This is a genomic window from Streptosporangium sp. NPDC048886, assembly GCF_055586905.1.
The window spans coordinates 37,550-50,747 of record NZ_JBVJHH010000059.1 but is presented as its reverse complement, the minus strand read 5'-3'; the positions used below and the strand labels follow the sequence as shown (position 1 = coordinate 50,747).

The following is a 13,198-nucleotide window of genomic DNA, read 5'->3' as shown; positions in this document are numbered from 1 at the left end:
TCCAGGCCAGCCATCCATGCCTGAAGGTCCTCGGCGGTCACCACGCTCGACATACGGTCAGACTAAGGCATCACAATATGTTGTTGTAGTACTAGCGCAGGCCGTCGAAGAGGTCGTCCTCACGGTCGGCGGCGGGGACGCGGCTGAGATGGCGGATGAACGCCTCGTGACCGAGCGCCCGCTGCTGGGCCTCGGCGGGCATGCGCAGCAGGAAGATGTTCTCGCCCTGGCTCGCGTGCGCCTCCAGCGCCTTGCGCTTGTGCTCCACGTAGGGTTCCACGTCGACCACGGTGGTGATCTGCTCCTCCGGGGTGCCGAAGTCCGGGGGGAGTTCCAGGTCGTCGGGGGCCCCGCCGATCGAGCGGAGGTATTCGAACAGCTCGGCGACCCGCTCCCGGGGCACCGCGGTGTAGTAGAGCTTGCTGGGGATGCCGGAGGCCTCGGCCGCGGCGAGGGTGATCCGGTTGGCCTGGATGTGGTCGGGGTGACCGTAGTTGCCGTTCTCGTCATAGGTGACGACGACCTGCGGCCGGTAGCGCTCCATCAGCGCGGCCAGCCGCCCGGCGGCCTGCTCGACGGGGACGTTGGCGAAGGCGTCCGGCGCCTCGTTGGCGGCCCAGCCCACCATGCCGGAGTCGCGGTAGCCGAGCAGCTCCACATGGTCGATCCCGAGGTGGGCCACGGATTCGCGCAGCTCCTCCAGCCGCCGCTCGCGCACCGCCGCCTCGTCGTGGCCGGGCTCTCCCGGCTTCACCCCGCCGGGACCGTCACCCTGCTCGCCGTTGGTGCAGGTGACCAGGACAGTGCGGATGCCCTCGTCGACGCACTTGGCGAAGATGCCGCCCGTCCCGATCACCTCGTCGTCGGGATGGGCGTGGACAGCCATCAATGTCAACTCGTCAGCCATGGATATCGACCCCTCCGGATATGAAGGCCACGCGGCCCCGATCACTCTACGGCGGCCGGCGGGCGGCCGGAATCGGGCCGTCCGTCCGATCTCGCCCCCCGCCGGGCGGGTAGATGAGTCCTGACAGTCACGCGCGACGCCCCGTCGCCGCCGGAGGGAGCCGTCATGGTGGGCACGACGAAGAACACCGAGATCTACCGAGAGGCCCGGGACCTGCTGCTGAGCCTGGGCGGGGACTACGAGGGGGCGGTGGGACGGTTCGCGTGGCCGGTGTTCCAGGGCGCCTTCAACTGGGCGCACGACTGGTTCGACGTGATCGCCCGCGGCAACGGGCGGACGGCCCTGTGGCTGGTCGAGGAGGACGGGTCGGAGACCCGCCACACCTTCGACGAGATCGCCGGCCGCTCGGACCAGGTCGCGGCCTGGCTGGCCGGGCAGGGGGTGGGCCGCGGCGACCGCGTGCTCGTCATGCTGGGCAACCAGGTCGAGCTGTGGGAGTCGATGCTGGCGGTGATGAAGCTCGGCGCGGTGATCATGCCGACGACCACGGCACTGGGCCCGGCGGACCTGCCCGACCGCATCGAGCGCGGCGGCGCCCGGCACGTCATCGCCAACAGCGCGGACACCGCGAAGTTCGCCGGGGTGGCGGGCGACTACACCCGGATCTGCGTCGGCGAGGCACCGGCGGGGTGGGCCGCCTACCGCGACGCCTACGCCACCGCGGCCGGGCCCGTGGCGCACCCGGGCACCGCGCCGGACGACCCGCTGCTGCTGTACTTCACCTCCGGCACGACCAGCCGGCCGAAGCTGGTGGAGCACACGCAGGTGTCCTACCCGGCCGGACATCTGTCCACCATGTACTGGATGGGCGTGCGGCCGGGCGACACGCACCTGAACATCAGCTCGCCGGGCTGGGCCAAGCACGCGTGGAGCTGCTTCTTCGCCCCGTGGATCGCCGAAGCGACGATCTTCGTCTACAACTACGCCCGCTTCGACGCGGGCGCGCTGCTGGCCCAGATCCGCCGGGCCGGGGTGACCACGTTCTGCGCGCCGCCGACGGTGTGGCGGATGCTGATCAAGTCCGACCTGTCCGGCGGTCCCGGCGCGCTGCGGGAGGTGATGGCGGCCGGCGAACCGCTGAACCCGGAGGTCATCGAGCAGGTCCGCAACGCCTGGGGGCTGACGCTGCGCGACGGGTTCGGGCAGACCGAGACCACCGCCCAGGTCGGCAACACCCCGGGGGCGCCGGTCAAGCCCGGCTCGATGGGCCGTCCGCTCCCCGGGGTGCCGGTGGTGCTGGTCGACCCGGTCACCGGGGAGCCGGCCGAGGAGGGCGAGATCTGCGTCGACCTGGCCCGCAGGCCGATGAACCTGATGACCGGCTACCAGGGCGACCCCCGGCGGGAGCGGGAGGCGACGGCCGGCGGCTACTACCACACCGGTGACATCGCCTCCCGGGACGCGGAGGGCTACATCACCTACATCGGGCGGACCGACGACGTGTTCAAGGCCTCCGACTACAAGATCTCGCCGTTCGAGCTGGAGAGCGTGCTCATCGAGCACCCGGCCGTCACCGAGGTCGCGGTGGTGCCCGCGCCCGACCCGGTCCGGCAGGCCGTGCCCAAGGCGTATGTCGTGCTCGCCCCGGGCTGGGCGCCGGACCGGGAGACCGCGCTGGCCATCCTGCGCCACGCGCGGGAGAAGCTGGCCCCTTACCTGCGGGTGCGCCGGGTGGAGTTCGCCGAGCTGCCCAAGACGATCTCGGGCAAGATCCGCCGGGTCGAGCTCCGCGCCCGTGAGGAGCGGGCCGCGGGCACCGGCCCGGCCACGGAGTGGCGCGACGACCAGTTCCCCGAGCTGCGGACCTGAGCGGTGTGCGGGGCCGGTACGGACCGGACTCAACGGGGGCGCCCGCTCCTTTCCGCTCTCAACCTATAGTGCACCGGAGGGCTTGCCACAAGACCCGGGTCGTGCCGCAGAATCGTCGGCCGAGGCTGGAACCTGCGGAAATGGGAGTCGCGGAATGCGTGTGTTGTTGTTGACGTACGGGTCGCGTGGGGACGTCGAACCGATGGTGGGACTCGCGGTGAGTCTGCGGGAACTCGGCGCGGAGGTGCAGATGTGCGCGCCGCCGGACTTCGCGGAGCTGCTGGACGGTTTCGGTCTCCCGCTGGTGCCGCTCGGCCGGTCGGTGCGCGAGATGGCGTCCGGGGCACTGACCGGGAAAGAGCCGCCGCCCGCGGCGAGCCTGCCCCAGCGCGCGGCCCAGATGGTCGCCGCGACGTACGGACCGGTCGCCGCGGTGGCCGAGGGATGTGACGCGGTGGTGGCGACCGGCTTGATCCCGGCCGCGGCCGCCGCGCGGTCGGTGGCCGAGAAGCTGGGCATCCCCTACGTGTTCGTGGCCTGCTTCCCGACCTACCTGCCGTCGCCGCACCACCCGCCGCTCGCGTGGACCCGGCCGCTCCCACCGGAGGTGACCGACAACCGGGTGCTGTGGGACCTGAACACGGAGGACATGAACGCGCTGTTCGGCGAGGCGATCAACGGCCACCGGGCGTCGATCGGCCTGCCCCCGGTGGACGACGTCCGCGACCACGTCTTCACCGACCGGCCGTGGCTGGCGGCGGACCCGACCCTGGGCCCGTGGCTGCAGCCGGCGGACCTCGACGTGGTGCAGACCGGCGCGTGGATCCGGCCGGACGGACGCCCGCTCCCGGCCGATCTGGAGGCGTTCCTGGACGCCGGCGCACCACCGGTGTACGTGGGCTTCGGCAGCATGCCCATGCGCGCCTCGGAAGACGTCGCCCGGGCGGCCGTCGAGGCGGTCCGCGCGCACGGCCGCCGCGCACTCCTGTCCCGCGGCTGGGCCGACCTGGCCCTGAGCGACGACCGGGACGACTGCTTCGCCGTCGGCGAGGTCAACCAGCAGGCGCTGTTCGGCCGGGTGGCCGCCGTCGTGCACCACGGCGGCGCGGGCACCACGACGGCGGCCGCCCGGGCCGGCGCGCCCCAGGTGGTGGTGCCCCAGATGGCGGACCAGCCGTACTGGGCCGCCCGGGTGGCCGAGCTGGGCATCGGCGCGGCACACGACGGCCCGGCCCCGACCACCGAGTCCCTGTCGGCCGCGCTCAGCACGGCCCTGGCCCCCGAGACCCGCGCCCGGGCCAGGGCCGTGGCCGGCACGATCCGCACCGACGGGGCGACGGTGGCCGCGAGGCTGCTGCTCGACACGGTCAGCCGAGAAAGGCCGCCGGTGTCCGCGTGAACACGCGGGATCGCCGAGCCGGGGAGTGCTCCGCGCCGGACCGCACCGCCGACGTCCCGACCCCGGGGTTCAGCCGCCGGTGATCGTACGGCGTAGCTGGGCCGACAGCACCGCGGGCGCCTCGACGAGCGAGGGGCCGTACCACGTCAGGCGGCGCCCGTCGAGCAGGGCCGCCGCGACGCCGGGGAAGCTCTCGGGGCCGTCGTCCGCGGTGAAGCGGTACGGCTCGTCCGGCAGCACCACCAGATCGGGCCCGGCCTCCCGCAGCCGGTCGACCGGGATCTTCGGGTAGCGCTCGGGGTGGTCGGCGTAGATGTTCACCACGCCCAGCCGGGCCAGCACGTCGCCGGTGAAGGTCTCCCCGCCGACGACCATCCACGGCCGGCGCCACACCGGGATGACCGCCCGGCACCACGGGGCGCGGGCCTCCTGCCGCCAGGCGGCCTCCGCCCCGTCCAGCCAGGCCGGGCGGGGCAGCCGGCACGCCTGGGTGAGAACGCGCTCCAGCGACGCCAGCGCCTCGTCGACGGTACGGATGACCGTCACCCACACCGGGACGCCGGCCGCCCGGAGCGCGTCGAGGTCGGCGGCCCGGTTCTCCTCGAAGTTGGCCAGCACGACGTCGGGGCGGAGCGACCTGATCAGCTCCAGGTCCGGGTTCTTGGTGCCCCGGACCCGGGTGACGTCGAGGTCGGCGGGGTGGCTGCACCAGTCGGTGGCTCCCACGAGCAGCCGGGGCGCGGTCGCCGCGACGGTCTCGGTCAGGGAGGGGACGAGGGAGACGATCCGGCGCACCCTCGCGGGGACCGCGACCGTGGCGCCGGTGTCGTCTCTCATCTCGCCGCCCTCTCGGCCCGTGGCCGGCTCCCCTGCCGGGCCGGCCCCTGTCACACGTTACGGCGGTACTGCCCGCCGGCCTCGAACAGCGCCTCGGTGATCTGGCCGAGGGAGCAGACGCGGGCGGCGTCCATCAGCACGGCGAAGGCGTTCTCGTCCGACGCCGCCGCCTGGCGGAGCCGCTGCAGGGCCTGCGGGGCCTGTCCGGCGTTCGACTCCTGGAAGTCGCGCAGGCGGCGTAGCTGGGACTGCTTCTCCTCCTCGGTGCCGCGCGCCAGCTCCAGCGGGCCGTGGTCGGCCTCGCCCCTGGGGTTGCGGAAGGTGTTGACCCCGATGATGGGCAGGGAGCCGTCGTGCTTGCGGGTCTCGTACAGCATCGACTCGTCCTGGATGCGCCCGCGCTGGTAGCCGGTCTCCATCGCCCCCAGCACACCGCCCCGGTCGGAGATGCGCTCGAACTCCTTGAGCACGGCCTCCTCGACCAGGTCGGTGAGCTCGTCGACGATGAACGAGCCCTGGAGCGGGTTCTCGTTCATCGCCAGGCCCCACTCGCGGTTGATGATGAGCTGGATGGCCATGGCCCGCCGTACCGAGTCGGGGGACGGGGTGGTGACGGCCTCGTCGAAGGCGTTGGTGTGCAGGCTGTTGCAGTTGTCGTAGATCGCGATGAGCGCCTGCAGGGTGGTGCGGATGTCGTTGAAGTCCATCTCCTGGGCGTGCAGGGATCGGCCGGAGGTCTGGATGTGGTACTTCAGCTTCTGCGCCCGCTCGGCCGCGCCGTACCGCTCGCGCATCGCCACCGCCCAGATGCGGCGGGCCACCCGCCCGAGCACGCTGTATTCGGGGTCCATGCCGTTGGAGAAGAAGAACGACAGGTTGGGCGCGAAGTCGTCGATCTTCATGCCGCGGGCCAGGTAGGCCTCGACGTAGGTGAAGCCGTTGGCCAGGGTGAAGGCGAGCTGGCTGATCGGGTTGGCCCCGGCCTCGGCGATGTGGTAGCCGGAGATCGAGACCGAGTAGAAGTTGCGCACCCCGTTGGCGATGAACCATTCCTGGATGTCGGCCATCATCCGCAGGCTGAACTCGGTGGAGAAGATGCAGGTGTTCTGCCCCTGGTCCTCCTTGAGGATGTCGGCCTGCACGGTGCCGCGCACGGTGGCCAACGTCCTGGCGCGCAGCTCAGCGGCCTCCTCGGGCGAGGGCGGGCGGCCGTGCGTGTCGCCGAAGCGGTCGAGCGCCTGGTCGACGGCGGTGTTGAGGAAGAAGGCCAGGATCGTCGGCGCGGGCCCGTTGATCGTCATGGAGACAGAGGTGTTGGGCGCGGACAGGTCGAACCCGTCATACAGCGCCTTCATGTCGCCGAGCGTCGCGATCGACACCCCCGACGTGCCGACCTTGCCGTAGATGTCGGGGCGGAGCGCGGGGTCGTTGCCGTACAGCGTGACCGAGTCGAAGGCGGTGGACAGCCGGGTCGCCGGCTGGCCCTCCGACAGGAGCTTGAAGCGCCGGTTGGTGCGGAACGGGTCGCCCTCTCCGGCGAACATCCTGGTCGGGTCCTCGTCGTCCCGTTTGAAGGGGAAGACGCCGGCGGTGAACGGGAAGCGGCCGGGCAGGTTCTCCGCGCGCAGGAACCGCAGCAGGTCGCCGTGGTCGGACAGCCGCGGCAGCGCCACCCGCGGGATCCGGTTGCCCGACAGCGTCTGACGCCACAGCGGGGTCCGCAGCTCCCGGTCGCGGACCTTCACCACCAGCTCGTCGGCCCGGTATTCCTCCGCCGTGGCGCTCCATCCCTCCAGGAGCGCCTGGCTGCCGGGATCGACTCCGGCGGCCGCACGGCCCAGCAGGAGGTCCACGGTGGCGGTGTCGGCGCCCTCCCCGGCGACCATCTCCCGGACGGCGGTGAGCCGCTGCAGGCTGCGCACCGCCTCCGCCTGATCCGCGGTGTGGGCGTGGTAGCCGCGGACGGTCTCGGCGATCTCGGCCAGGTAGCGGGCCCGGGCCGGTGGCACGATGCCGTCGGCGACCTTCGAGGTGCTCCCGCTCACCTCGGGGAGCACGCCCGGGGACTCGGGCAGCCCGTGCTCACCGAGCAGGCCCCTGAGGCGCTGGTAGAGCGCGGTGACGCCGGCGTCGTTGAAGCGGGAGGCGATCGTGCCGTAGACGGGCATCTCCTCCGGCGGGACCCCGAACGCCTCGCGGTTGCGGACGAGCTGGCGGCGCACGTCGCGCAGCGCGTCCTCGGCGCCCCGGCGCTCGTACTTGTTGATCGCGACCACGTCGGCGAAGTCGAGCATGTCGATCTTCTCCAGCTGGGAGGCCGCGCCGAACTCCGGTGTCATCACATACAGCGACACGTCCGCGAACGGCACGATCGCCGCGTCGCCCTGCCCGATGCCCGGGGTCTCCACGATCACCAGGTCGTGGCCCGCCGCCCGGCAGGCCGCGATCACGTCGCCGAGGTGCGCGGGCAGCTCCTGCGCCCCCCGGGTGGCCAGGGACCGGAAGTAGGCGCCGCCGCCGGCCAGGCTGTTCATCCTGATCCGGTCGCCCAGCAGCGCTCCCCCGCCGCGCCGCCGGGTCGGGTCGACCGCGATGACGGCGACCCGGAGCTTGTCCTCGAAGTCGATCCTGATCCGGCGCAGCAGCTCGTCGGTGAGCGAGGACTTGCCCGAACCGCCGGTGCCGGTGATGCCCAGCACCGGGACCGTGCGGGCGGCGGCGGCGCCCCGCAGCGCCTCCAGCCACGAGACGTCCGCGGTGCCGGACTCCACCGTCGTGATCGCGCGCGACAGCGCCCGGTGGTCACCCGCGACTACCTCGGCCATCGCGGGCGCCCCGCCGGCGGTCAGGTCCACGTCACACGCCTCGACCACCTTGTTGATCATTCCGGCCAGCCCCAGCCGCTGGCCGTCCTCGGGCGAGAAGACCCCGGCGACGCCGTGGGCGTGCAGGAGGTCGATCTCCTCGCGCACGATCACCCCGCCGCCCCCGCCGTAGACCTTCACGTGCCCGGCCCCGCGCTCGCGCAGCAGGTCCACCAGGTAGGTGAAGAACTCCACGTGCCCGCCCTGGTAGGAGCTGACGGCCACGCCCTGCGCGTCCTCCTGGATCGCCGCGGTGACGATCTCGTCGACGGAGCGGTTGTGGCCCAGATGGATGACCTCGGCGCCCTGCGACTGCAGGATCCGCCGCATGATGTTGATGGCCGCGTCGTGGCCGTCGAACAGCGCCGCCGCCGTGACGACGCGGACCGGATTGACGGGAACGTGCACGAGGGCTCCTCCGACTGACGGCCGACTACTCCACCTGGACTTCCCTCAAAATTACTAGGACGTCCTAGTAAATACTAGGACGTCCTACTGATTTCCGCTCCGGCTTCGACCGAATCCCCGTGCCGGCTTCAGCCGAGATCCCATGCCATGACGACCGCCAGGCCGACGAGGTGGATCAGCACGACCACCGCGATGAGGAAGACGAACACGAACTTCGCGGGCCCGTGCTCGAACTGGCTGCCCTCCTTCAGCGCGGGCCGCTGCGCCTGGCGGTCGGCGATCCGCTCTTCGAGGGTCTTCCTCTTCCGGCTGGTCACGGCGGTCCTCGGGTCGGGGTGAGCGCTCATCCACGGGCCTCCGCCCGCAGCTCGGCCAGCAGTTCTCCCTGACCCGCCAGCAGCTCGGTCAGGATCCGCCGGGCGGCGACCATCAGATCGGCCACATCGGCGGTGGACAGGGCGTAGACGACGGTGGGCCCCTCGCGGGTGGCGGTCACGATCCCGGCCCTGCGCAGCACCGCCAGCTGCTGGGACAGGCTGGACGCCTCGACGTCGATCGCGGCCAGAAGATCACGGACGGGCAGCGGGCCGTCCTGCAGCAGTTCGAGCACCTGGATGCGGACCGGATGGCCGAGGGTGCGGAAGAAGTCGGCCTTGGCCTGATAGAGCGGCACCGGCATGATCACACAGCCCCGTCGGCGGGCCCGCCGCCCGCGTACCGCACATCGATGCCGTGCCGGTCGGCGATGCGTAGCAGGCTCTCCAGCCGTCCGGACAGGATCTCGACCGCCTGGCCGTCGAAGGCGTGCCGCGTGATCCGCAGCTCGGCGTCGACCTCGTCGACACGTGCCCGCAGCCGCGCCGCGAACTCGCCCCGGCCTTCCGCTTCCCGTAGATCAGGTGAACTTCGGCTCCCGAACAGCGAATACACGACACTCATCATGTGCCAAGTTGCATAATTGTTCAAATTGTAAGGTTTATAGGTAAGCTGACGGCAGTGATATGTTCTCGGACGTCGCTCAGCCGGCCCGGATTCCCGGTCCGGACCAGGTCGGCGGCGGAGCGGGGCACACCGGGCACGGCCGCCGGCGGCAGGGCCGGCCCAGGGTGTCACGCTGCGTCAGCCGGCAGCGCGACTGTGACAAGAGGTCGAGCACGCCTGCGTGCGTAGAGGGAGTGCAGCCAATGGGGCGGGGTCGAGCCAAGGCGAAGCAGACGAAGGTGGCTCGCCAGCTGAAGTACGGCACCCACGACATCGATCTTGAGCGGCTCCGCAGGGAGCTCGGCGCCGGTGACGATCCCGCGCCCGAGACCGAGACCGAAGACCCCGCCGACGGGTCCCCCGGCGGCTAGGTCGGTGACCGGCTGACCTGCGGCCCGCCCCCCTTCCACAGGGGGGCGGGCCGGGTCCGTCCAGACGTCGGTGGTCGCACACTCAGTGCGTGGCCGCGCTCTCCTGGGCGAGCCGTTCGTCACCGGTGAGGGTGTTGAGCGGCTTCTCCTTGATGAACAGCACCGCCACGAGGGCGAGCGCGGTCAGCGGGGCGCCGATGAGGAACAGGTCGGCGGTGGCGGTGGCGTAGACGTCCTGGATCACGCGCACCACCGGCGCGGGCAGCGTGGAGATGTCGGGTACGGCGTGGCTCTGCTCGCCACCGGAGGCGGTCGCCACCGGGCCGAGCTTCTCGGCCATCAGGCTGGTGACCCGGTTGGCCAGCACGGCGCCCAGGGCGCTGACGCCGACCGCGCCGCCCATGCTGCGGAAGAACGTCAGCACGGAGGTGGTGACGCCCAGGTCGTGGGCCGGGACGTCGTTCTGCGCGGCGAGCACCAGGTTCTGCATGAGCATGCCGACGCCGACGCCGAGCACCGCCATGTACAGCGAGAGCACGGGGACGCCGGTGTCGGCGCCGATCGTGGACAGCAGGAGCATGCCGGCCAGCATGATCACGCCACCCGCCACCAGGAACCCCTTCCAGCGGCCCCACTTGGTGATGAGCTGCCCGGCGACGGTGGAGGAGACGAGCAGGCCGAAGATCATGGGCAGGCTCATCAGGCCCGCCACGGTCGGCGACTTGCCCAGGGCCACCTGGAAGTACTGCGACAGGAAGACCGTCCCGCCGAACATCGCGACGCCAACCAGCACGCTGGCGACGGTGGCCAGCGCGACCGTGCGGTTGCGGAAGACGCCGAGCGGGATGATGGGCTCGGCCGCCCGTGACTCCACCCACACCGCGGCGGCCAGGATGAGCACTCCGGCGCCGACCAGGCCGGCCGTCCACGCCGAGGCCCAGGCGAACTGGTTGCCCGCCAGCGACGACCACACCAGCAGCGTCGAGACGCCCGCGGTGATGAGGAAGGCGCCGAGATAGTCGACCTTCACCTGCTTCCGGACGACCGGCAGTTTGAGGGTGCGCTGCAGCAACACGATCGCCAGGATCGTGAACGGCACGCCGATCAGGAAGCACCAGCGCCACCCCAGCCAGGAGGTGTCGACCAGCAGGCCGCCGATCAGCGGCCCGGCGACAGTGCCGACGCCGAACACGGCGCCGAAGATGCCGGCGTAGCGGCCCAGCTCACGGGGCGGGATCATCGCGGCCATCACGATCATGGACAGCGCGGTCATGCCTCCGGCGCCGACGCCCTGCACCACCCGGCTCACGATCAGGATCTCCACGTTCGGCGTGAGACCCGCGATCAGCGAGCCCACCACGAACAGTCCCAGCGAGAGCTGGATCAACAGCTTCTTGCTGTAGAGGTCGGCCATCTTGCCCCACAGCGGCACGGTGGCCGTCATCGCCAGCAGCTCGGCGGTGACGATCCAGGTGTAGACGGTCTGACTGCCGCCCAGGTCGGTGATGATGCGCGGCAGCGCGTTGGCCACGACGGTGGAGGCCAGGATGGACACGAACATGCCCACCATCAGCCCGGAAAGCGCCTGCAGCACCTTGCGGCGGGAGGGACGCGCGGCGGCGTCGACGGCCGCTTCCGGCGGCACACTGGTGGTCGTCATTCTTCCTCGGGTTCTCTTGCTTCAGGGGACCCGGCGTGAAAGGGCGCCGGGCCTGGAACGGGTGACAGGGCAGTGGTGTGACCGGCACCGGGTGGTGCGGCCGGGGACGGAGCCGGATGGGAGACGGACGTGACGGGACCAGGCGGGAAGAGGGCGTCACGGGACATTACGGGTCACGGAACCTGACGGGTCACGGGACCTGTTGGGTCACGGAACCTGACGGGTCACGGGACCTGATGGAAGGAGGGAGAGGTCAGGCGGGAGAGGAGGGGTCCGCCAGCCCCGTCGTCAGATGGTCGAAGGCCTCATCGAGCAGCTCCCCCAGCTCGCGACCTCCGCCCTCGGCGCTCCAGCGGATCATCGCGACCCGGAACGCCGTCCAGGCCACGGCCGTGACCAGGATCGGGTAGCCGTCCGCGACCGGATCCGCGCCGATCCGCGCGGCGACCGCCTCCGCGATCATCCGCTCGGCCTCGGCGCCGTTGGCGACGAGACGGGGCAGCAGCGACGGATTCTGCTCGAACACCTTCAACCGCAGCAGCCACTGCTCCTGCCGGGCCTGGATCTGGTCCGCCTCGGCGCGCAGCGCCCGCCGCAGCACCTCGACGACCGGCAGCTCCGCCGGCGCCGACCTCATCATCTCGCCGATCTGCGTGCCGGCCCCCGGCCCCTTTCCGGTGACCGCCTCTTCCTTGCAGGAGAAGTAGTTGAAGAAGGTGCGCGAGGAGACGTCGACGGCCTGGCTGATGTCCTCCACGGTGACCCCGCCGATGCCCCGCTCGGCGACCAGCTCCAGAGCGGCCCGCTCCAGAGCTGCGCGCGTCTCCTGTTTCTTCCGGTCCCGCCGGCCCAGGTCGACCGCGCCCGGCCGATCACTCGTATCCACGATGGTCACACCATGCAGCATATGCGAAAATTTTCACCTTCTGCATGTTTTCATAGCGTGAAGTGATATACGACACAGTGAAATGGCGTGTCCGGCTGTTCCCCGCCCACGCCTCCTTCCTGGCCCCCCGGGAGGACAGCCCTCGGTCAGACATGCTGGGGACATGTCGCGGCGGGGACCACCGCGAGGGGACAGGCGGCGTGGTGCAGCAGCGAGTGGCTCACCGACCCCAGCAGCAGCCCGGCCAGCTCGCCGCGCCCACGCGATCCCACGACCAGCACGTCCGCCTGCGCCGAGGCGTCCTTCAACACGTCCACCGGGTGCCCGTGCTCCACCTGCTCGACGAGCTTGACATCCGGATAGGACCCGCTCCAGGCCGCCAGCGCCTCGGCCAACTGGCGTCGCTCGCCCCCGGCCATCTCCTGCGCGACCTGCGGGGTGAAGAGACCGCCGCCGGCCGCGGGCCGTCTCCAGGCGTGGACTGCCCGCAGAGCGGCGCCGCGCACGGACGCCTCGGCGAAGGCGAATCCGATGGCGGCCGCACCGGTCAGGGAGCCGTCGACGCCGACGACGACCTCACCGCGGAGGTGCGCGGGCAGATCGCGGACGACGGTCACCGGGCAGGCGGCGCGCCCGGCCACTCCCAGCGCGACCGATCCGAGCAGCATGCCGCGGAAACCGCCCAGCCCGTGGCTGCCGACCACCAGGAGCTCGGCGTGCTCGGCGGCCTTGAGCAGGCCGAGGCGGGGGTCGCCCGGCAGCAGCAGGGTCTCCGCCTCGACGTCGCCGTCTTCCTCGCGCGCCCGCCTCAGTGCCTCGGTCAGCATGGACGTGGCCCCGTCGCGCATCCACTGTCCCACGGCGGCGTGCGGGACACCCTGCGGCATCTCATAGGCCCAGACCGGCATGATGTGTACGATGCGCAACCCGGCGCCGCGCAGGCCCGCCTCCCGCACCGCCCAGCCCACGGCCTCAAGGCCGGCCCGCGAGCCGTCGACTCCTACCAGGATCATGAC

General features: G+C 71.5%; 12 protein-coding genes. 3 read left to right on the top strand and 9 right to left on the bottom strand.

Translation table 11 applies throughout. From position 1 onward, the window contains the following. Positions 1–91: 91 nt before the first annotated feature. On the bottom strand, positions 92–907 hold the full coding sequence (locus ACZ6R6_RS44155; RefSeq protein WP_470102961.1) for a PIG-L family deacetylase: 816 nt from the start codon (positions 905–907) through the stop codon (positions 92–94). 165 nt (positions 908–1,072) lie between these two features. Between ACZ6R6_RS44155 and ACZ6R6_RS44150 the strand changes: the two genes are divergently transcribed. Next, complete coding sequence (locus ACZ6R6_RS44150; protein WP_470102959.1) at positions 1,073–2,776, top strand: AMP-binding protein; 1,704 nt, start codon at positions 1,073–1,075, stop codon at positions 2,774–2,776. Positions 2,777–2,930: 154 nt separating this feature from the next. Continuing rightward, positions 2,931–4,175 (top strand): glycosyltransferase, encoded by a 1,245-nt coding sequence (locus tag ACZ6R6_RS44145; protein WP_470102957.1) that lies wholly within the window; start codon positions 2,931–2,933, stop codon positions 4,173–4,175. Positions 4,176–4,244: 69 nt separating this feature from the next. On the opposite strand, the gene ACZ6R6_RS44140 is transcribed toward ACZ6R6_RS44145, so the two are convergent. The 5 genes from ACZ6R6_RS44140 to ACZ6R6_RS44120 all read right to left on the bottom strand — a co-directional run bounded on the left by ACZ6R6_RS44140 (position 4,245) and on the right by ACZ6R6_RS44120 (position 9,214). Continuing rightward, positions 4,245–5,012, bottom strand: coding sequence for a helical backbone metal receptor (locus ACZ6R6_RS44140; protein WP_470102955.1), 768 nt, complete (start codon positions 5,010–5,012; stop codon positions 4,245–4,247). Between the two features lie 50 nt (positions 5,013–5,062). Beyond that, positions 5,063–8,284: a fused isobutyryl-CoA mutase/GTPase IcmF gene (gene icmF / locus ACZ6R6_RS44135; RefSeq protein WP_470102953.1), complete on the bottom strand. Its 3,222-nt coding sequence runs from the start codon at positions 8,282–8,284 to the stop codon at positions 5,063–5,065. 128 nt (positions 8,285–8,412) lie between these two features. Beyond that, positions 8,413–8,601: a hypothetical protein gene (locus ACZ6R6_RS44130; RefSeq protein ID WP_470102951.1), complete on the bottom strand. Its 189-nt coding sequence runs from the start codon at positions 8,599–8,601 to the stop codon at positions 8,413–8,415. 26 nt (positions 8,602–8,627) lie between these two features. Beyond that, a complete protein-coding gene (locus ACZ6R6_RS44125) occupies positions 8,628–8,963 on the bottom strand; it encodes an ArsR/SmtB family transcription factor (RefSeq protein ID WP_470102950.1) in 336 nt (111 codons plus the stop codon). A 2-nt stretch (positions 8,964–8,965) separates the two neighbouring features. After that, on the bottom strand, positions 8,966–9,214 hold the full coding sequence (locus ACZ6R6_RS44120) for a hypothetical protein (protein WP_306858484.1): 249 nt from the start codon (positions 9,212–9,214) through the stop codon (positions 8,966–8,968). A 71-nt stretch (positions 9,215–9,285) separates the two neighbouring features. Between ACZ6R6_RS44120 and ACZ6R6_RS44115 the strand changes: the two genes are divergently transcribed. Continuing rightward, on the top strand, positions 9,286–9,636 hold the full coding sequence (locus tag ACZ6R6_RS44115) for a DUF3073 domain-containing protein (RefSeq protein WP_470102947.1): 351 nt from the start codon (positions 9,286–9,288) through the stop codon (positions 9,634–9,636). Between the two features lie 82 nt (positions 9,637–9,718). On the opposite strand, the gene ACZ6R6_RS44110 is transcribed toward ACZ6R6_RS44115, so the two are convergent. The 3 genes from ACZ6R6_RS44110 to ACZ6R6_RS44100 form a co-directional block, all read right to left on the bottom strand. Beyond that, complete coding sequence (locus ACZ6R6_RS44110) at positions 9,719–11,296, bottom strand: MDR family MFS transporter (RefSeq protein WP_470102945.1); 1,578 nt, start codon at positions 11,294–11,296, stop codon at positions 9,719–9,721. 253 nt (positions 11,297–11,549) lie between these two features. After that, a complete protein-coding gene (locus tag ACZ6R6_RS44105; protein WP_470102944.1) occupies positions 11,550–12,191 on the bottom strand; it encodes an acyl-CoA-like ligand-binding transcription factor in 642 nt (213 codons plus the stop codon). Between the two features lie 137 nt (positions 12,192–12,328). Then, on the bottom strand, positions 12,329–13,195 hold the full coding sequence (locus ACZ6R6_RS44100; protein ID WP_470102941.1) for a universal stress protein: 867 nt from the start codon (positions 13,193–13,195) through the stop codon (positions 12,329–12,331). Positions 13,196–13,198: the final 3 nt, after the last annotated feature.